This window comes from Streptomyces sp. NPDC047515 (genome assembly GCF_040643055.1).
Lineage (GTDB): Bacteria > Actinomycetota > Actinomycetes > Streptomycetales > Streptomycetaceae > Streptomyces.
The window spans coordinates 60,209-77,814 of the sequence record NZ_JBEYTM010000028.1 but is presented as its reverse complement, the minus strand read 5'-3'; the positions used below and the strand labels follow the sequence as shown (position 1 = coordinate 77,814).

Annotated in this window: 19 protein-coding genes, 1 pseudogene and 1 riboswitch; of the genes and pseudogenes, 7 read left to right on the top strand and 13 right to left on the bottom strand. The window is 70.7% G+C overall.

What is annotated here, in order from left to right; all coding sequences use genetic code 11:
* Positions 1-41 precede the first annotated feature (41 nt).
* Positions 42-338, top strand: a pseudogene (locus tag ABZ826_RS22820) (transposase); the annotation flags it as partial.
* A gap of 27 nt (positions 339-365) precedes the next feature.
* Here the strand turns inward: ABZ826_RS22820 and ABZ826_RS22815 are convergent.
* On the bottom strand, positions 366-809 hold the full coding sequence (locus tag ABZ826_RS22815) for a nuclear transport factor 2 family protein (protein WP_361451130.1): 444 nt from the start codon (positions 807-809) through the stop codon (positions 366-368).
* Positions 810-946: 137 nt separating this feature from the next.
* The gene (locus ABZ826_RS22810; protein ID WP_361451127.1) at positions 947-1,750 is read right to left on the bottom strand and encodes a sulfite exporter TauE/SafE family protein; all 804 of its coding nucleotides are present in this window, start codon (positions 1,748-1,750) and stop codon (positions 947-949) included.
* Positions 1,751-1,835: 85 nt separating this feature from the next.
* Between ABZ826_RS22810 and ABZ826_RS22805 the strand changes: the two genes are divergently transcribed.
* Complete coding sequence (locus ABZ826_RS22805; protein ID WP_361451124.1) at positions 1,836-2,633, top strand: helix-turn-helix transcriptional regulator; 798 nt, start codon at positions 1,836-1,838, stop codon at positions 2,631-2,633.
* A 1-nt stretch (position 2,634) separates the two neighbouring features.
* Here ABZ826_RS22805 and ABZ826_RS22800 read toward each other — a convergent pair whose 3' ends face one another.
* A complete protein-coding gene (locus ABZ826_RS22800; protein WP_361451121.1) occupies positions 2,635-2,901 on the bottom strand; it encodes a hypothetical protein in 267 nt (88 codons plus the stop codon).
* A gap of 248 nt (positions 2,902-3,149) precedes the next feature.
* Between ABZ826_RS22800 and ABZ826_RS22795 the strand changes: the two genes are divergently transcribed.
* Positions 3,150-3,497, top strand: a complete 348-nt coding sequence (locus ABZ826_RS22795; protein WP_361451118.1) for a hypothetical protein — start codon at positions 3,150-3,152, stop codon at positions 3,495-3,497.
* Positions 3,498-3,686: 189 nt separating this feature from the next.
* Here ABZ826_RS22795 and ABZ826_RS22790 read toward each other — a convergent pair whose 3' ends face one another.
* Together ABZ826_RS22790 and ABZ826_RS22785 are read right to left on the bottom strand one after the other, a co-directional pair.
* Positions 3,687-4,268 (bottom strand): TetR family transcriptional regulator, encoded by a 582-nt coding sequence (locus ABZ826_RS22790; RefSeq protein ID WP_361451115.1) that lies wholly within the window; start codon positions 4,266-4,268, stop codon positions 3,687-3,689.
* Positions 4,265-5,776 carry an MFS transporter gene (locus ABZ826_RS22785; RefSeq protein WP_361451112.1) on the bottom strand — a complete coding sequence of 504 codons (1,512 nt, stop codon included), beginning with the start codon at positions 5,774-5,776 and terminating at the stop codon, positions 4,265-4,267. The genes ABZ826_RS22790 and ABZ826_RS22785 overlap by 4 nt, the downstream gene beginning before the upstream one ends.
* A gap of 192 nt (positions 5,777-5,968) precedes the next feature.
* Here ABZ826_RS22785 and ABZ826_RS22780 point away from each other — a divergent pair, with 192 nt between their 5' ends.
* The gene (locus ABZ826_RS22780) at positions 5,969-6,271 is read left to right on the top strand and encodes a hypothetical protein (RefSeq protein ID WP_361451109.1); all 303 of its coding nucleotides are present in this window, start codon (positions 5,969-5,971) and stop codon (positions 6,269-6,271) included.
* Between the two features lie 122 nt (positions 6,272-6,393).
* Here ABZ826_RS22780 and ABZ826_RS22775 read toward each other — a convergent pair whose 3' ends face one another.
* On the bottom strand, positions 6,394-7,776 hold the full coding sequence (locus ABZ826_RS22775; RefSeq protein ID WP_361451106.1) for a DUF445 domain-containing protein: 1,383 nt from the start codon (positions 7,774-7,776) through the stop codon (positions 6,394-6,396).
* A gap of 145 nt (positions 7,777-7,921) precedes the next feature.
* Between ABZ826_RS22775 and ABZ826_RS22770 the strand changes: the two genes are divergently transcribed.
* Positions 7,922-9,172: an SGNH/GDSL hydrolase family protein gene (locus tag ABZ826_RS22770; protein ID WP_361451103.1), complete on the top strand. Its 1,251-nt coding sequence runs from the start codon at positions 7,922-7,924 to the stop codon at positions 9,170-9,172.
* Positions 9,173-9,383: 211 nt separating this feature from the next.
* Here ABZ826_RS22770 and ABZ826_RS22765 read toward each other — a convergent pair whose 3' ends face one another.
* The 4 genes from ABZ826_RS22765 to ABZ826_RS22750 all read right to left on the bottom strand — a co-directional run bounded on the left by ABZ826_RS22765 (position 9,384) and on the right by ABZ826_RS22750 (position 12,963).
* On the bottom strand, positions 9,384-10,061 hold the full coding sequence (locus tag ABZ826_RS22765) for a DUF1707 domain-containing protein (protein ID WP_361451196.1): 678 nt from the start codon (positions 10,059-10,061) through the stop codon (positions 9,384-9,386).
* Positions 10,062-10,122: 61 nt separating this feature from the next.
* Entirely contained in the window at positions 10,123-11,184 is a 1,062-nt protein-coding gene (locus tag ABZ826_RS22760) for an ATP-binding cassette domain-containing protein (RefSeq protein ID WP_361451100.1), read from the bottom strand.
* A gap of 98 nt (positions 11,185-11,282) precedes the next feature.
* Positions 11,283-12,149, bottom strand: a complete 867-nt coding sequence (locus tag ABZ826_RS22755) for an ABC transporter permease (protein WP_361451193.1) — start codon at positions 12,147-12,149, stop codon at positions 11,283-11,285.
* A 13-nt stretch (positions 12,150-12,162) separates the two neighbouring features.
* Positions 12,163-12,963, bottom strand: a complete 801-nt coding sequence (locus tag ABZ826_RS22750; RefSeq protein WP_361451190.1) for an ABC-2 family transporter protein — start codon at positions 12,961-12,963, stop codon at positions 12,163-12,165.
* Between the two features lie 177 nt (positions 12,964-13,140).
* Here ABZ826_RS22750 and ABZ826_RS22745 point away from each other — a divergent pair, with 177 nt between their 5' ends.
* Positions 13,141-15,651, top strand: a complete 2,511-nt coding sequence (locus ABZ826_RS22745; RefSeq protein WP_361451097.1) for a transglycosylase domain-containing protein — start codon at positions 13,141-13,143, stop codon at positions 15,649-15,651.
* On the opposite strand, the gene ABZ826_RS22740 is transcribed toward ABZ826_RS22745, so the two are convergent.
* The 3 genes from ABZ826_RS22740 to ABZ826_RS22730 all read right to left on the bottom strand — a co-directional run bounded on the left by ABZ826_RS22740 (position 15,645) and on the right by ABZ826_RS22730 (position 16,859).
* Positions 15,645-15,965: a multidrug efflux SMR transporter gene (locus tag ABZ826_RS22740; RefSeq protein ID WP_351073407.1), complete on the bottom strand. Its 321-nt coding sequence runs from the start codon at positions 15,963-15,965 to the stop codon at positions 15,645-15,647. The two genes, ABZ826_RS22745 and ABZ826_RS22740, sit on opposite strands and share 7 nt — an antisense overlap.
* 39 nt (positions 15,966-16,004) lie before the next feature.
* Positions 16,005-16,069: riboswitch (guanidine-III (ykkC-III) riboswitch) on the bottom strand.
* Positions 16,070-16,123: 54 nt separating this feature from the next.
* Positions 16,124-16,462 (bottom strand): co-chaperone GroES, encoded by a 339-nt coding sequence (locus ABZ826_RS22735; protein ID WP_030923137.1) that lies wholly within the window; start codon positions 16,460-16,462, stop codon positions 16,124-16,126.
* A 76-nt stretch (positions 16,463-16,538) separates the two neighbouring features.
* Entirely contained in the window at positions 16,539-16,859 is a 321-nt protein-coding gene (locus tag ABZ826_RS22730) for a DUF3618 domain-containing protein (RefSeq protein WP_361451092.1), read from the bottom strand.
* 128 nt (positions 16,860-16,987) lie between these two features.
* Here ABZ826_RS22730 and bcp point away from each other — a divergent pair, with 128 nt between their 5' ends.
* Entirely contained in the window at positions 16,988-17,455 is a 468-nt protein-coding gene (bcp, locus tag ABZ826_RS22725; protein WP_361451089.1) for a thioredoxin-dependent thiol peroxidase, read from the top strand.
* Positions 17,456-17,606 lie beyond the last annotated feature (151 nt).

Sequence of the window (17,606 nt, the reverse complement as noted above, 5' to 3'; positions counted from 1 at the left end):
GGCCGGCAAGAACAGGGGGGCGCACCGCGACATGCGGTGGGCCCCTCGCGTTACGGCTGGGCAGCGAGGGGACTCGCCGCAGTTCGAGCCCGTGCTGGAGAAAGTCCGTGTGCCTCGCCCAGGGGCCGGGCCGGCCACGCATCCGCCCCGATCGAGTGTGCGCTGACAAGGCGTACGCCTCCCGCGAGAACCGCGCCCACCTGCGCCGCCGCGGGATCCGCTGCACCATCCCTGACAAGGCCGACCATGCGCGCAACCGCAGAAAACTCGGCTTTCGTGGCGGTCGACCGCTGCGCTTCGACCCGGCCGACTACCGGGAGCGCCACGCAGGTGAACAGCATCTTCGCGCTCGGTCTGTTGGCCCTTCACCGATTGTCCGCCTCGAATGCCTGGGCGACAGCGAGGCTGTCCTCGTAGACATGGTGCCGAGTGACGAGGCCGTCTTCGACGGTGAGATGCAGAGCGAACCGCGCGCGATACGCACGTCCGGTGGGCCGGGCGGTCTGGCGGATCTCGCCGAGCACGACCGCGTCGTTTCCGTCGATGAGGATGCGCTCGACCTCAGTCGCCACGTGCTCCGGCACATGGTGCTCGGCAAGCTCGCGATAGTGGGCGGCCGCGTCGGCCCGGGTGGACCGGTGACGGATCCACGGCGTGGCAGCACGACCGTGCTCGGCCTCCGGCCAGTTCAGCTTCCAATCGCCCTGCTCGGCATACAGCTCGGCGATGCGCTCGGGGTCGCCCTCGCCGATCCTGCGCAGCAACTCCTCAACCGCGGCGCGTGTGCTCGTAGGTGCGGCTATGGACATGGCTGATGACCTCTCCGTCCTGGTCCGCGTCCTTCGATGACGCGGAGAGATCCCCAATCTGCCACCGCAGGCAGGCCGAGACGATTACCTCTGACGTAAGGCAAGCGCGTCACCAAGATTCGCCTTCGATACACGTCCTAGGCCGAGAGCAGCATCGCGCCCGTCACCGCGGCGAGCAGCCCGATGTACCCCCAGGCGTACGTGCGGTCGGGGATCCGCGGCGGGCGCCGCCGCAGCACCGCGATCACCGGCAGAGCTCCGAGGAGCAGCGCCGAGGCGGCGCGGAGGTCGATGAGACCCACCAGGTGCACCTGCGCGTCCGCGGCGGTGGGGACCGCGGCGCCGCCCAGGGACAATGCGGTGGCCGGGAGCGCGATGGCGAGGGTGAGGGGGTTGGCCAGCGCGGTCGCCACGTGCATCGTGTGCCCGGCCCGTCGCATCGCGGGAACGGTCATGACGCTGCCTCCCACGCCGAGGAAGGCCGCGACCGCGCCGACCGGCGCGCCGAGGAGGGCCGACGGCGGACGCGGAGCGTCGGAGGTCGCCTCGACCCGGGTGCGCGGGCGCAGGAAGCCGGGGCGCAGGAGCAGGTCGGCGATGGTGAGAGCGACGTACGCGACGAACGCCCAGCGGACCAGATCGGCCGGGGCGAGGCGCGTGGCGAGCGCGCCGGCCGAGGCACCGGCCGCCAGCAGGAGCAGCAGCGGGCCGCTGTCGCGGAGCGCGAGGAGGACCCGCCGCGGTGTGACGGCCGTCGCGAACCCGGCGTTCACCAGCATCACCAGGGCCGAGGTGGCCGTCGCCACCCGCATCGCGTCCGCGCCGAGTGCGGCGTCCGCCCACACCACGACCGGAACCGCGACGAATCCGCCGCCGAAACCGAACAACACCGTCGTCGTCCCGGTGAGGAGTCCGATCCCGATCAATGCCACAACGTCCATGGTCCCCACTCCAGCAGCTCGGGCGGGGGTCCCGCATTCGATGGTCAGCACCATTCCTTCGCGTCTCAGCCAGTAGGGTGGCTGGGTGAAGAACGTCTCCCTGGACGACGTCGACCACGTCGACCGGGCCGTCCTGCCGATCGGCACCGACTACCCGTACGGCCACGTGCTGGACTGGCACGAACACCGGCGCGCGCAGTTCCTCTACGGCGCCACCGGGGTCATGGTCGTCGACACTGCCGAGGGCAGCTGGACCGTTCCGCCCGAGCGCGCCGTACTGATTCCGGCCGCTACCCGGCACCGGGTCCGCATGATGGGGGTGAGCACCCGGAGCCTGTACATCGAGCCGGACGCCATCCCCTGGTGGCCCGGCACCTGCACGGTCGTGGACGTTTCCCCGCTGCTGCGCGAACTGCTCCTGGCTGCTGTCGAGTTCGAGGCCGACTACAGCCTTTCCGGGCGGGAGGGAAGCATCGCCGCGCTCCTCCTGCACGAGATCGCCGAGCTCTCCCCGCTCCCGTTCCACGTCGGCCTTCCCGCCTCAGCCGATCTCGCGAGGCTCTGCCGCGAGTACCTCGCCACTCCTGACGCCGGCGTCACCAATGCCGCGTGGGCCGCGAGGACGGCCATGAGCGAACGGGCCTTCACCAGGCGCTTCCGCTCCGAGACCGGTGACAGCCCCGCCGTCTGGCGGGCCCGCGCCCGCCTGCTCGCGGCCGTCCCACTGCTGCGCACCGCCTCGGTGAGCGAGGTCGGCGGCCGTCTCGGCTACGCCTCTCCCGCCGCGTTCACCGCCGCCTTCACGCGCACCTTCGGCATGCCCCCGTCCCGCTTCGCGGCCGGCGTGAAGCAGGGGACGCCGACAGTGACCCGGTTGCGCTGAGCTACCGCACGTCCCCCAGCCAGTCCCACCTGTCCGGTGTGCCGGGCCTGGGCCCGTACTCGGCGCGGCCACCCGGACCGTAGGCGCCGATCTCCGTGATCAGCATGGCGCCGGTCGCACGTTCCTCGGCCGTCCAGCCGGTCACGTCCAGGAGCAGCCCGTCGAGGGGGCCGCCGACCAGTTCCACGTACTCGTGGCCGGGCTGCGGTCCGGGGTCGGGGTCGTCGTGGTCGGCGCCGTAGACGCGGCGCCGCATCAGCTCGTCCATGTGGGCAGGATCGCATCCACCACTGACATCACGGTTCAAGGAATCCCGGCCTCGCGTCGTTCGGCCCGGCCAGGCCCCGGGGAGCCACCGGTAGCGGGGGTTCGCACGTGACCCGCATGGCTGTCGGCAGAACCGATTCAGCAGTTCCCGTCCGGGTGAAGAAATCCCGTATCCGTCAGTAATCGCAGGTCAGCAGCACAGACTTGGGCGGTTCCGATATTTCCTTTCCTGCACAAGGAGTGCCTTTCATGCGTCTTCGTTCCACCGTGGCTGCCGCCTTCGGAGCGCTCGCGCTCATCGTCGCCGTGCCTGCCTCCGCCGACGCGGCCTCCGGAGACTTCAGCTACACGTACAGCGGTCTCGACGGCTTCCCCCAGATCGGCTTCCTCCTCGACCCGCCGAGCGGGGTGTGCATCACCCTGCCCGAGGTCGCCGACCCCGCTTCGTCGAGCCCCGCCCACACGCCGTGGAACCACACCGACGCGACCGCCACCGTCTTCGCCGGTGTCGACTGCGCGGGCGACTACTTCACCCTCCGGCCGAACGGCGGCCACGCCTCCAGCCGGCTGAAGCTGCGGTCCGTCGTCTTCAGCTGATCCGTCACCACCGTCCGACAGCACCCCGGTACGAGCCGCACCGCGCTCGTACCGGGGTGCTGTCGTTACGGGAGGGGAGGGAGTTGCCACGGACGGATGCGGAGTGGTCGTTGCGGGTGAGGGCCGACGGGGGCTTCCTCCGGGCGGCCCCGACGGCACACCCCCGGCCCGGCTCCGCCCGACAGGCTCTCAGCCGGTGATCAAGGCCTGCAGCGCGGGCGCGTACAGATCCGCGATGTGTTCGGGGCCGGCCTCCGCGCCGGCGCCGTCGCGGTGGAGGCTGAGGGTGGCGCCGAGGCCGAGGAGGTGGCCGGCGATCAGTTCGGCGCGCAGGGCGGGTTCGGGGCCGGGGAGGCGGGCGGCCAGGGGCTCGGTGACCTGTTCGTGGAAGCGGTCGCGCAGCAGGGAGCGTTCGTCGCGGTTGCCGAGCGAGAAGACCACCCGCAGCAGGGGGTCGGACTGCAGCTCCCGGCGGCGCCTCACCAGCGTCACGACCATGTGACGGCCCAGCGTGCCGAGCGGTGCGTCGAAGAGTTCCGCGGCCGCGGGGCCGAAGTCGGCGACGGTGTTGAAGAGTTCTTCCTTGCGGCCGAAGTGCTTGACGACCAGCGACGGGCTCACCCCCGCGTCGGCCGCTATGGCCCTGATGGTCACCTCGGCGTACGGTCGCTGCGTGAACGCCCGGCGGGCGGCGCGCAGGATCGCGTCCCGACCCGTGCCCGCCGCGTCCACGGCGCCCGGCGCCGGTACGGTGGCCTGGCCGCTGGTCATGCGCCCTCCCGGATCGACATCGTCCGCACACCGTCCTCCCGGTCGCCGGGGGCGTTGCGGCTCCCTTCGACCGTACCCGTCGCGGACGTACGGCCGCCGGGCAGGCACAGCGTGACCAGCAGCGCCGCGAGTGCGGCGCCCGCCGCGATCAGGAAGACGACCTGGTAGGCGTGGAGCGTCGGGGCCATCCGGCCGCCCGCCAGGAACGTGAGGTTGGCCAGCACCGCGGCCACCGTCGCACTGCAGAACGCCTGCCCGACCGACCTCATCAAGGTGTTGAGGCCGTTGGCCGCGCCCGTCTCACTGACCGGGACGCCGCGCATCACCAGGGCGGGCAGCGCCGAGTACGCGATGGCCGTGCCCGAGGCGACGACCGTCGCACCGGCGATGATCAACCAGAGGCTGTGGCTGGTGAAGTACCGCACCACGTATCCGGCCGCGATCACCCCCGCCGCCACCGCCAGGCTGACCTTCGGACCGTACTTCGCGGAGATCCGCGCCGAGACCGGTGAGAGCGCCACCATCATCACGCCGCCCGGCAGCAGACACAGCCCGCTGACGACGAGCGAGGCGCCCAGCCCGTAACCCGTCGCCTTCGGCTCCTGCACCATCTGCGCGGTGACCAGGGAGTTGGCGTAGAAGGCGAAGCCGATCAGCAGGGCCGCGACATTGGTCAGCAGGACGGCCGGGCGGGCCGAGACGCGCAGATCCACCATGGGCGTCGCGACGCGGAGCTCGTACCCGCCCCAGACCAGCGCCACCACCACGGCCGCGACGAGCAGTGAGACCGTACGGGCCGACGTCCAGCCCCAGTCCCCGCCCTGGGTGACCGCGAGCAGCAGACAGACCAGGGCCCCGGACAGGCCCAGCGCGCCGACGGCGTCGAAACGGCCGCGGGTGCGGAGCGGGGACTCCGGTACGCACCACAGCACCAGCACGATGTCGATGACGCCGATCACTCCCGAGACCCAGAACATCGTGTGCCAGTCGAAGTTCTCGACGACGAGCGCCGCGACCGGAAGCCCGACCGCCGCGCCGATACCGAGTGTCGAGCTCATCAGCGCCACGGCGGACAGCACCCGCTCGGGCGGGAGTTCGTCGCGCAGGATGCTGATACCCAGCGGTACGACGGCGAGCGCGGCACCTTGGAGGGCGCGGCCGGCGATCAGCACCCCGATGTGGGAGCTGACCGCGCACAGCACCGAACCCAGCACCAGCACCATGAGCGAGGCGACGAGCACCCGCCGCTTGCCGTACATGTCACCGACGCGGCCCAGGACGGGCGTGAAGACGGCGCCGGTGAGCAGGGTGACGGTGACCAGCCAACTGGCCGCGGCCGGGGTGGCGCCGGTGAGGGCCGGGATGTGCGGGAGCAGCGGTACGACGATCGTCTGCATGACCGCGACCACGACGCCGCAGAAGGCCAGCACGCCGACGGCGAAACGGGGATGCGGGGCCTGTTCGCCGGTGGCGGTGGTGGTGGTCGAGGCGGGTATGTCCGCGGGCATGGCTCTCCGTACGGTGCTCGTCGGCCGGGGCATCGCGCAGGGGTGCACGAGCGTTCACCCCCTCAGGGTAAACGCCTGTGCACCCCCTCGGCGACAGGAAGTACGGCGACAGGAAGTACAAACACCGCGTTAGCCTCGAAGACCCGGGCTCCGGGCCCGGACGACACAGACGAGAAGGCGAAGGTGGCTGCGATGGCGAAGGTTCCGGCAGCGGCGGTGGCGGCGAGCGGGCTGGTCGGCGGGTACGCCGTCGCCCGGTGGACGAAGAAGCGGCCGCTGGGCGGGGTCGCCCTGGCCGCCGCGGGCAGCGTCGCCGCGTACGAGTGGAACCGGCAGGCGGGACCGCGTGCGGCCGCCGGGCTGACCGCCGCGTATGTTGCCGCGTTCGCCGGTTCGCACCCGCTGGCCAAGAAGGTCGGCGCCTGGCCCGCCGTCTTCGCCGTGGCGGGCGGCGTGGCCGCCGCGTCGTGGGTGGTCACGCGCCGGGCCGCCTGACTCAGGCCCCTCCGGGCGCCCTGCGCCCGCCCGTCCCCGCGAAGGCCGGACCCGGGGCGCGCCGGTCCCACGGCTTCCGTGGGACCGGAACCCCCGGCCCGGCCTTCGCGCTCGCCCGCGCCCTACGCCCCCAGCGCCCGCGACACCGTGTAGATCAGCAGCCCCGCCAGCGCACCCACCACCGTGCCGTTGATCCGGATGAACTGCAGGTCGCGGCCGATGTGCGCCTCGATCTTCTTCGACGTCTGCTCCGCGTCCCAGCTCGCGACCGTGTCGCTGATCAGCGAGGTGATCTCCGCGCGGTACGTCGTGACGACATAGACCGCGGCGTCCTCCAGCCAGCCCTCCAGCTTGGCCTGCATCCGCCCGTCCGTCGCCAGCCTCGCGCCGAACGTCAGCAGTGAGGCGCGCGCCCGCAGCCGCAGCTCGCTCTGCTCGTCGTCGGCCGCCGCGATGACCATCGTGCGTACGGACGACCAGGCCGACGCGATGACCTCCTGGACCTCACCGCGCCCCAGGATCTCCGACTTCAGCCGCTCCACCCGCGCCCGGGTGTCCGTGTCCGTCTGGAGGTCGGCGGCGAAGTCCGTCAGGAAGGTGTCGATCGAGGCACGCGCCGGGTGCCCCGGCATGTCCCGCATCTCCGTGATGAAGCGCAGCAGCTCCTTGTAGACCCGCTCCCCCACCCGCTTGTCGACGAACCGCGGCGTCCAGCCCGGCGCCCCGCCCTGCACCGCGTCCATCACCGAATCGCCGTGCAGCACCAGCCAGTCGTGGGCGCGCACACAGATCAGGTCCACCATCCTGCGGTGGCCGCCGTCGGCAACGATCTTCTCCAGCATCTTGCCGAGGCCGGGGGCGATCTCCGCCGCGTTGGCCCGCCGGTTGATCGCCTCACCCACCACGGCCTGCACATCGGAGTCCCGCAGCACCGTCAGCGCACCGCGCAGCGCGGTCGACAACTCGGCGGTGACCCGGTCGGCGTGCTGCGGCTCGGCCAGCCAGGCCCCGAGCCGGCCGCCGATGCCGAGCGAATGTATACGGCTCCGTACGACATCGCCGGAAAGAAAATTCTCCCCGACGAAGGAACCCAGAGAGGCCCCCAGCTGGTCCTTCTTGGTGGGGATGATGGCGGTGTGCGGGATCGGCAGGCCGAGCGGACGCTTGAACAGCGCCGTGACGGCGAACCAGTCGGCCAGCGCACCCACCATCCCCGCCTCGGCTGCCGCGGCGACGAAGCCCGGCCAGCCGCCCACTCCCGCGTTCTTCGCCCAGGTGGCGAGGACGTACACCAGCGCGACCAGCAGAAGGAGGCCCGTCGCCGTGGTCTTCATCCGGCGTACGCCGCGCCGCTTCTCCTCGTCGGCGGCGGTGTACGCGAACGAAGCAAGGGGGGCCGGACGGCCGCCGGGCGCGGAACGGGCCGCGCCCGCCACCTGCTCGTGGGCATGCTCCGCCTGCCCCGCACCCTGTTCCCCGGGTCCGGTCCGATCGATCCGTTCCATCCGCTCCACCCGTCCGCGCACGTATCGCCCCCGGTGTCCCGTACGCATTGTCCTTACCTGACCTACTCCCGGGCCGCACGTCGAGTTCCCGGAGCCCTGCCCCATCATGGGATCAGCCCGACAACCACGAGGAGACACACCGCCCATGCCCAGGCGTCAGGGGTACGCCCTGCTCATCGCCCTCGTGGCGGGCACCGCCGCCCTCGCCGCCGGTGTGGCGTTCGCCGGCTCCCTGCTGTTCGCCGGCTCCGGCACCGGCCGCAAGCAGATCGCCGCACCCGACCCGCGGCCCGTCGCCCGTACGCCCGCCGCGCCCGCCCACTCCACCGGCCTCTGGCTCAGCACCTGGACGGCGGCACCCACCACCGGCGTGATCGACACGTACCACGGCGGCGCCCCGGCCCGGCGCACCATCCGTAACGTCGTGCACACCAGCATCGGGGGCGACGCGGCCCGCATCACCCTCTCCAACCTCTTCGGTACGCACCCGCTGGTGATGGACCACGCCACGGTGAACACCCGCCCCGTGACCTTCCGGGGTGCGTCCGCCGTGACCGTCGCGGCGGGCGGACGGGTCGTCAGCGACCCGGTCGTCGTCCCGGTCGCCGCCGACGCGGATCTCGTCGTCACCCTGCGCACTCCCACCGCCGAGGGCCCCGTCACGATCCACCCGGGCACCCACCAGACGTCGTACGTGGAGGACGCACGGGGCACCTGGCGCACCACCGACTGGCGTTACCTCACCGCCGTCGACGTGCACAACGAGACCGCCGCCGGAACGATCGCGGTGATCGGCGACTCGCTCACGGCGGGCACCGGCTCCACCCTCGACGCCAACAGCCGCTGGCCCGACGTCCTGGCCGACCGGCTGCACGACCGGTACGGCGTGGCCAACGCGGGCATCGCGGGCAACCGCATCCTGCGCGACGGACGCGGCGTACGGGCGAGTGCCCGCTTCGACCGCGACGTACTGGACGTCGCCGGGGTGAGGACCGTCGTCATCGCGCTGGGCATCAACGATGTGCAGCAGTCCCCGCAGGAGACCGACCCGCGACGCATCGCGGACGCCCTGCGGTCCCTGACCCAGCGCGCCCACGCACGCGGACTGCGGGTCGTCGGGGCGACGCTGATGCCGTACGAAGGGTTCCGCACCTGGACTCCCGCCCAGAACGCCGTACGGGAACAGGTCAACGAGCTGATCCGGGCGGGCGGAGTCTTCGACTCGGTCATCGATTTCGACAAGGCGGCCCGCGACCCGTACCGCCCCTCCCGGCTCCTGCCGTCCTACGACTCCGGCGACCACCTCCACCTGAACGACACGGGCTACCGGCAGCTGGGTTCGCTGGTGGATCCGGCGGCCCTGCGGCACGGACAGCCCGTCTCCGACCAGCTCTGACGAGAAGGGCCGGGGCACGCGAGCCCGGCCCGGTCCAGATGAAGGGCCCTGGGGTCATTCGTCTGGATCAGGCCGGATCAGGGAGCGGGGTCCGGTGCCGTGGATCGCAAGGCGGAGGAGGGAGTCATGGCGGCGCCATGGCGACCGACGACAACGCGGCGAGGCGCGGCACCGGGGCACGCGAGCCCGGCATGATCCAGACGAGGGGCCCCTAGTCCTTCTCCAGCCGTCCGCGCTGCCGGTCCAGTTCCCGCACCCGTTCGGCCTCCTTCAGCCGCTGCTTCTCCGCCTTGCTCCGCTTGCGCTCCACACCGACGCCGCCCATCAGCGCGAACCCGGTGATCCGCACCCGCGGGGCATCCGGCGACGGATCCCCGTCGTCCTTCGAGCGCTCCCCGAAGCCGCCCATGATGCCGAGGCCCCTGACGTCGACATTCAGCTCCGGCGGCACCACCACATGAATACCGCCCATGATCGTGATGCAGCGGATCACCACCTCGCGGTCCTCGAAGCCGGCCTCGCGCAGATCGATCTCACCGCCGCCCCACATCGCGAACGCGGTGAACTTCCGGCCCACCGTCCAGTTCCCCCGGCGGCCGAACCCGCCCCAGATCGCGAAGGCCCCGTTCGACGTAGCGGGCTTGCCGACCCGGTCCGCCCAGCGCGCCGCCGATCCCGTCGCCCGGCGTGCCGGGGCCGGGCTCAACGAGGCCACCTCCGTGCCCGGCGCCGGAAGGTCGCGTACGAGCGGCTCCAGCTCCCCGTGCGTACGCGCCTTGTAGGCCGATTCAAGCCGGTGCTCGAACTCCTCCATCTCCAGCCGGCCCTCGGCCACCGCCTCGCGCAGGGTCTCGGCGACACGCTCACGCTCGGTATCGGAGGCACGCATTTCCGGAAGTTCACTTGTCATACCGGGCAGCCTATTGAACGCGTACGCTCCCGTCACCGACCTACATGCCGCCGGCCGACACGTACATCTTCGCGATCACGTCCTCGATGTCGGGCTCGCGCACCGACAGGTCGACCAGCGGGTAGTCCGCGGCGATCCGGGCGACCAGCGGCGCGGCCGACTCCGAGGCCGGGAAGGCCAGCCACTGGCGCGGCCCCTCCACCTTCACCGTGCGGACCGAAGGCGACGAGTCCAGTCGGATCGGGGGGAGTTGACGCTCCAGGTCGACCACCAGGGTCCGCTCGCTCTCGCCCACCTCATGCAGTCCGGCGAGCGCGCCGTCGTACATCAGCCGGCCGTGGTCGATCACCATCACGCGCTTGCAGAGCTGCTCGATGTCCGTCAGATCGTGCGTGGTGAGCAGCACGGTCGTACCGCGTTCGGCGTTCAAGTCCCGCAGGAATTGCCGGACTTTGACCTTGGACACCACGTCCAGGCCGATCGTCGGCTCGTCCAGGTACAGCACCTCGGGGTCGTGCAGCAGCGCCGCCGCGATGTCACCGCGCATCCGCTGCCCCAGCGACAGCTGCCGTACGGGTACGTCCAACAGCTCGCCCAGATCGAGGAGTTCGACGCAGCGGTCCAGATTCTCGCGGAAGCGGGCGTCGGGAATCCGGTACATCCGGTGCATCAGCCGGTAGGAGTCGCGCAGTGGCAGATCCCACCACAGCGTGGTGCGCTGGCCGAACACCACCCCGATCCGGTGCGCCAGCCTCGTACGCTCCCTGGACGGGTCGATGCCCGCCACCCGCAGCCGGCCGCCGCTCGGGGTGAGGATGCCGGTCAGCATCTTGATCGTGGTCGACTTCCCGGCACCGTTCGGCCCGATGTAGCCGACCATCTCGCCGCGCGCGACGCGGAAGCTGATGGAGTCGACCGCCCGCACCTGGCGGCGTTCAGCCCGCATGAAGCCGGTCTTCCGGCGCACGTCGAAGACCTTCTCGACGTTGTCGAGCTCGATGAATCCGGCGCCGGTGCCGGTGCGCGTGACGTCCGTGGTCTCGGTGGTTTCAGTGGTGTCGATACCGCTGACAGCGGTGTCGGTGTCGGATCCCGCGTCCATGTCCCTCGTCCCTGGCCTTGTCGCCGGCCTGCCCCGGCCTGTCCTGCCCTGACCTTGTCCCTGCCCTGCCCTGTGCCCTTGTCCTGCCCGGTGTTCCGTCAACTTCCTGTGCTGCGGTAGGCGCGCAGACCCGTGCGCCAGGCCAGACCCGCGAGCAGCCCGCACAGGCCCGCCACCACCGGGGGCAGGAACGCCACCCAGTCCGGCAGGTCCAGCGGATAGTCCCGGCCCAGCACGTAGAGCGCGGGCAGCCAGTTCACGAAGGCCAGCGGCACCACGAACGTCACCCCGCGCACCAGATCCTTCGCGAAGATCGACGGCGGGTACTGGAGCAGCGTGTTCCCTCCGTACGTGAAGGAGTTCTGCACCTCGGAGGCGTCCTGCGCGACGAACTGGAACGCCGCCCCGGCCACGAACACCGCGGCGAAGATCGTCGCCCCGCTCAGCAGCATCAGCGGGATCATCACCACCCTCAGCGGCGTCCAGTCGATGTCCAGCGCCACCAGCGCGTACCCGAGGACCAGCGCCCCCTGGGTGATCCGCCCCAGCCTGCGCAGCGCGAACCGGTCCGCCGCGACCTGGGCGAGCACCGGCACCGGCCGTACCAGCAGCGTGTCCAGCGTGCCGTCGCGCACCCGCCGCCCCAGCCGGTCCATCGAGCCCATCCCCAGGTCGGCGAGCCCGAACGCGGTGCCCGAGGCCCCGTACAGCAGGGCGATCTCGGGTAGTGAGTATCCGCCCAACGCGTCCACATGCGAGAACATCAGCAGGATGGCGACGAAGTCGAAGGCGGTCGCCGCGAAGTTCCCGAACGCCGTCATTGCGAACGAGGCGCGGTACGCCATCGTCGAGCGCAGCCACATCGCCGCGATCAGCCCGTACGCCCGGACCCCCTCGACGAGCCTCGACCGCTCGACGAACACCACCTCGGGCGGGTCCGCCGTCCCGGCCCCCACCGCCTTCACCGCCCCGGCCGTCTCAGCCACCCTGAACCACCACCCTCCTCGTCGCCACCGACTGCACCAACCGCCCCACCAGCAGCAGCGTCACCGCCCAGCCGCCCTGGAAGGCGTACGCCTCCACCAGACCCCACCCCGTGTGCTTGCCGAGCAGCACATCGGCGGGGACCTGGAGCAGCGACGACCACGGCAGCGCCCGCGCCACCTCGCCCAGCACGCCGGGGAACAGCGTCAGCGGCAGCAGCATCCCGGAGAAGAACATCCCGGCCAGGGCCGTCATCTGCGACACCCCCGCCCCGTCCAGCAGCCAGAACGCGGAGAGCGCCACCAGATAGCGGATGGCGAAACTGACCACGACGCCGAGCGCCACCGAGACGAGAAAGGCCAGCCAGATCCCCGGCGAGCCGGGCAGCGCCAGCTCGAAGGCGAGCGAGCCCAGCAGCATCGGCACCATGCCGCGGCCCAGCAGATGGAACGCCGCCCGCCCCAAGTCTCCGGCCAGCCACCACAGTTGGAGGTCCACGGGCCGGTAGAGATCGACCGCGACATCGCCGGTACGGATCCGCTCGATCAGCTCGTCCTCGAAACCGCCGCCCATCATGGCGCAGGTCATCAGCAGAGCCTGCCCCAGCCACACATAGGTGAGCGCCTCGGGCATGTCGTAACCGCCGAGCCGCGGACGCTCGTCCCACAGCGCCATATAGGTGTACGCCATGATGAAACCGAAGACGGTGTTGGTGAAGACTCCCGCCGCCGTCGCCGTCCGATAGGTGGCATAGCGCCGGAACCCGCCCGCCGCCACCACCGCGTACAGCCGCACCGCATCCACCCCCGTCGCTCATCGCAAGGGCGCCCAACGGCGTTGGACACCAAAGCGCAAGACCTTAGACCAGTGGAGGCAGCCGCCGCGACCGCTTTTCGGGGGTCGATCCGGGGCTTATTCCATAGAAAAGGGCACTATGAGGGAACTGACCGCGGCCGAGGAGTCTGCACGGACATGAGCGACGAGCCACAGCAGCCGAGCGGGGAGAACGAGCCCCGGCCCTGGGCCCCCAGGGATCCGTCCGCCCACGACGACAACAGCGCTCACGTCGGCCACGGCAGTCACAGCAGTCACAGCAGTCACAGCGGCCACGGCGGAGAACGGAGCGGCGGGCCCGGCAGGACGAAGAAGCCCAAGCGCCCCAAGCGCACCGGCTGGCGCCGTGCCGTCCCCACCTGGCGGATGGTCGTCGGCGCCGTCCTCGTCGTCGTCGCCCTCCTGATCGGCGGCTTCACCGCCGGGTACGAACTCGTCGACATCCCGCCCGCCAACGCCAGCGCCACCGCGCAGTCCAACGTCTACCTCTACAAGGACGGCAGCGTCATCGCCCGCTCCGGCGAGGTCAACCGGGAGAACGTCAAGCTCGCCCAAGTCCCGCTGACCGTCCAGCACGCGGTCCTCGCCGCCGAGGACCGCGACTTCTACTCCGAACGGGCCGTCGACCCCATGGCCATGGCCCGCGCCGCCTGGAACACCTTCACCGGCAAGGGCACCCAGGGCGGGTCGACCATCACCCAGCAGTACGTCAAGAACTACTACCTCGGCCAGGAACAGACCGTCGCCCGCAAGATCAAGGAGTTCTTCATCGCGGTCAAACTCAACCGCGAGGAGTCCAAGAGCCAGATCTTCGAGGGTTACCTCAACACCAGCTACTTCGGCCGCAACGCCTACGGCATCCAGGCCGCCGCCCAGGCCTACTACAGCAAGGACATCGGCTCGATCACCACCGCCGAGGGCGCCTACCTCGCCTCTCTCCTCAATGCCCCCAGCGCGTACGACATCGTCGTCCACCCCGAGAACAAGGCCGCGGCCCTCGCGCGCTGGGACTACGTACTCGACGGCATGGTCAAGGAGAAGTGGCTCGGCGCCGGCGAACGCGGCGCCATGAAGTTCCCCATGCCGGGCAAGGTCAAGCCGCCCACCGGACTCTCCGGACAGCGCGGCTACGTCGTCCAGGCCGTCGACGACTACCTCACCAGCAACAAGATCATCGAAGAGAACACCCTGGCCACCGGCGGCTACCGGATCACCACCACCCTGGAGAAGGCGAAGCAGAACGCGCTCGTCAAAGCCGTCGACGACAACGTGATGTCCCAGACGAGCGCCGACCGCGAGGCCGACCGCAACGTCCGCGTCGGCGGTGCCTCCATCGACTCCGGCACCGGCCGGGTCGTCGCCATGTACGGCGGTGTCGACTACACCAAGCAGTACGTGAACAACGCGACCCGCCGCGACTACCAGGTCGGCTCCACCTTCAAGCCGTTCGTCTTCACCTCCGCCGTCGCCAACGGCTCCACCACCCAGGACGGGCAGCGCATCACTCCCAACACCGTCTACGACGGCACGAACAACCGCATGGTCGAGGGCCCCAACGGACCCACCGGATACGCCCCCGCCAACGAGGACGACATCGACTACGGCCCCCTCACCGTCCGCAGGGCCACCGACAAGTCCGTCAACGCCGTCTACGCCCAGATGGCCGAGGACGTCGGCCCCAGGAAGGTCAAGCAGACCGCCATCGACCTCGGCATCCCCGAGAACACCCCCGACCTCACCCCGTACCCGTCCATCGCGCTCGGCGTCGCCACCGCCGGCGTCCTCGACATGGCCGAGGCGTACGCCACCCTCGCCAACCACGGCAAGCACGGCGCGTACGTCCTCGTCGACAGGGTCAGCAAGGGGGGCACGGACCTGGAACTCCCCGGCAGGAACACCAAGCAGGCCGTCAGCCGGGAGGCGGCCGACACCACCACCTCGATCCTCCAGAGCGTCGTCGAGAACGGCTCCGGCGCCGCCGCCCAGGGGTCCGGCCGCCCCGCCGCGGGCAAGACCGGCACCGCCGAGGACGACAAGGCGGCCTGGTTCGCCGGATACACCCCCGACCTCACCACCGTCATCGCCGTCATGGGCCAGGACCCCGGCACCGGCGTGCAGAAACCGCTCTACGGAGCACTCGGACTGGCCCGCGTCAACGGCGGTGACGCACCCACCCGAACCTGGGCCCAGTACACCGAGGCCGCGCTCCGTGGCACCGTGGTCCAGGACTTCGACCTCAACCTCGAAAGCGGCGCCGAAGAAACCGCCACGCCCACCGAGCAGAGCAGCAGCCCCGGCAGCACCGGGACACCGTCCGGGCCCCCCGTCGGCACGCCGCCCGGCAGCACCGGAAGCACCTCGCCCAGCGGCCCGCCCGGCCCCGGAACCGGCGGACCCGCCACCGGCGGCACGGAGACCGGCGGCGGCGCGGCGAACGGCGGTGCGGTGAACGGCGACGGGGACATCGGCGGCCCCGGCGGCCCGGGTGGCCCAGGCGGCGGGGACGGCTACGGCCTCTTCCCGGGCGCCCAGGGCACCCCCGCCCCCTCAGCACCTCCGGCCCCGGCGCCCTCGGCTCCGGCACCCGCGGCACCCCCGGCACCCCCGGCACCCGTGGCACCGCCGACGCCCGTGGCACCGCGTCAGTGACCCGAGGTCGCCTTCAGCCCCACGACGGCCACCAGCAGCAGACAGACGAAGAAGATCCGGGCGGCGGTCGCCGGCTCACCCAGCACCACCATGCCGAGAATCGCCGCGCCGGCCGCCCCGATACCGACCCACACCCCGTACGCCGTACCGATCGGCAGCGTCCTCGCCGCATGGGACAGCATCACCATGCTCGCCACGATCCCGAGCCCCGTGAACACACTCGGCCACAGCCGGGTGAACCCCTCGGTGTACTTCATCCCGATCGACCAGGCCACTTCCAGCAGACCGGCGACAACCAGCAGAACCCACGCCACGACAGCACCTCCGACAAGACAGAACGCGAACAAGAACGGGGTGCGTCGTCTTTGCGAAACCCGGTACGGCGCGTCTCGTCGGGGTGGCTCCACCGTAGCAAAGAACGAGCAAAAGACCTGGTGACACCGGTCACCAGGTCACTCGCGACTGCCACGACCTACAGATACAACCCGGTGGAATCCACCGACCCCTCGAACCGGTCCGCCGCCACCGCGTGCAGATCCCGCTCGCGCATCAGCACATACGCCACACCGCGCACCTCGACCTCCGCACGGTCCTCGGGGTCGTACAGCACCCGGTCACCCGGCTCCACCGTCCGCACGTTCTGACCCACCGCGACCACGACGGCCCAGGCCAGCCGACGGCCGACCGCGGCCGTCGCCGGAATCAGGATGCCGCCGCCCGAGCGCCGCTCGCCCTCCGGCGTATCGGACCGGACCAGCACACGGTCGTGCAGCATGCGGATGGGCAGCTTGTCGTCGGTGTTCTCGCTCACGCCCCGCAACCTACCTGCCCGCCACGGCTCCGCCCGCCCCCGGGGTACACGGATCGCGGCATCAGTTCTCGCAGCATCAGTTCTTCCTGCGCCGCTTCGACACCACGACCAGACCCACGACACCCACCGCGAGCAACGCCGCCGGAATCACCCGCTCCATACGCGGAGCACCGTCCTCGGACACGAACTGCGCCTTCACGTCCGAAACCGTCCGGTTCACCGCGACATAAGCCCGCCCCGCCGTCCGGTCCACGGCCTCGGCGGCCTTGGCCTTCGCATCACCCATGATCGTCTTCGGGTGCACCCGCACCCCGATCTCATCGAGCATCACCGCGAGCTGCTCACGCCTGCTGATGATGTCCGCCTCGATCTGCGCAGGGGTCCTGGCATCCGACACTGCGCCGCCTCCGTGGTCCTCGTCCGGTAAACCTTCATCGACAGTCTGTCAGCTCGACCGCCCACGCACCCGGCGGCACCCCTATTACGCTCGGTCCCGTACACCCCACGTGCCACCTGAGGAGAACCATGAGCGAGCGACTCCAGCCCGGCGACACCGCCCCCGCCTTCACGCTCCCCGACGCCGACGGCAACGAGATCTCGCTCGCCGACCACAAGGGCCGCAAGGTCATCGTGTACTTCTACCCGGCTGCCCTCACCCCCGGCTGCACCAAGCAGGCCTGCGACTTCACCGACAACCTGGAGCTGCTCACCGGCGCCGGATACGACGTCATCGGCGTCTCCCCCGACAAGCCCGAGAAGCTCGCCAAGTTCCGCGAGAAGGAGAGCCTCAAGGTCACTTTGATCGGCGACCCCTCCAAGGAGACCCTTGAGGCATACGGTGCCTTCGGCGAGAAGAAGCTCTACGGCAAAACGGTGACGGGCGTCATCCGCTCTACGATCGTCGTGGACGAGGAGGGCAAGGTCGAGCGAGCCCTCTACAACGTCAAGGCCACCGGCCATGTAGCCAAGATCATCAAGGACCTCGGCATCTGACCCGCCCCGCCGAGAACGGCTCCCGCGACCGCCGAACCCCCGGAGGAAGTCGAGGAGCGCCCGGACGGCCGAAGAGATGTGAGGGACATCGCATTCGGCCACCGATTCGGTTTGCGACCGCCATGACCGCGCAGAAGCCTTTCCTGAACAC

Bases quoted from the DNA above. Each gene is read 5' to 3' on its own strand.
- ABZ826_RS22815 (WP_361451130.1), bottom strand. From the start codon at position 809: ATGTCCATAGCCGCACCTACGAGCACACGCGCCGCGGTTGAGGAGTTG.
- ABZ826_RS22810 (WP_361451127.1), bottom strand. From the start codon at position 1,750: ATGGACGTTGTGGCATTGATCGGGATCGGACTCCTCACCGGGACGACG.
- ABZ826_RS22800 (WP_361451121.1), bottom strand. From the start codon at position 2,901: ATGGACGAGCTGATGCGGCGCCGCGTCTACGGCGCCGACCACGACGAC.
- ABZ826_RS22795 (WP_361451118.1), top strand. From the start codon at position 3,150: ATGCGTCTTCGTTCCACCGTGGCTGCCGCCTTCGGAGCGCTCGCGCTC.
- ABZ826_RS22790 (WP_361451115.1), bottom strand. From the start codon at position 4,268: ATGACCAGCGGCCAGGCCACCGTACCGGCGCCGGGCGCCGTGGACGCG.
- ABZ826_RS22785 (WP_361451112.1), bottom strand. From the start codon at position 5,776: ATGCCCGCGGACATACCCGCCTCGACCACCACCACCGCCACCGGCGAA.
- ABZ826_RS22780 (WP_361451109.1), top strand. From the start codon at position 5,969: ATGGCGAAGGTTCCGGCAGCGGCGGTGGCGGCGAGCGGGCTGGTCGGC.
- ABZ826_RS22775 (WP_361451106.1), bottom strand. From the start codon at position 7,776: ATGGAACGGATCGATCGGACCGGACCCGGGGAACAGGGTGCGGGGCAG.
- ABZ826_RS22770 (WP_361451103.1), top strand. From the start codon at position 7,922: ATGCCCAGGCGTCAGGGGTACGCCCTGCTCATCGCCCTCGTGGCGGGC.
- ABZ826_RS22765 (WP_361451196.1), bottom strand. From the start codon at position 10,061: ATGCGTGCCTCCGATACCGAGCGTGAGCGTGTCGCCGAGACCCTGCGC.
- ABZ826_RS22760 (WP_361451100.1), bottom strand. From the start codon at position 11,184: ATGGACGCGGGATCCGACACCGACACCGCTGTCAGCGGTATCGACACC.
- ABZ826_RS22745 (WP_361451097.1), top strand. From the start codon at position 13,141: ATGAGCGACGAGCCACAGCAGCCGAGCGGGGAGAACGAGCCCCGGCCC.
- bcp (WP_361451089.1), top strand. From the start codon at position 16,988: ATGAGCGAGCGACTCCAGCCCGGCGACACCGCCCCCGCCTTCACGCTC.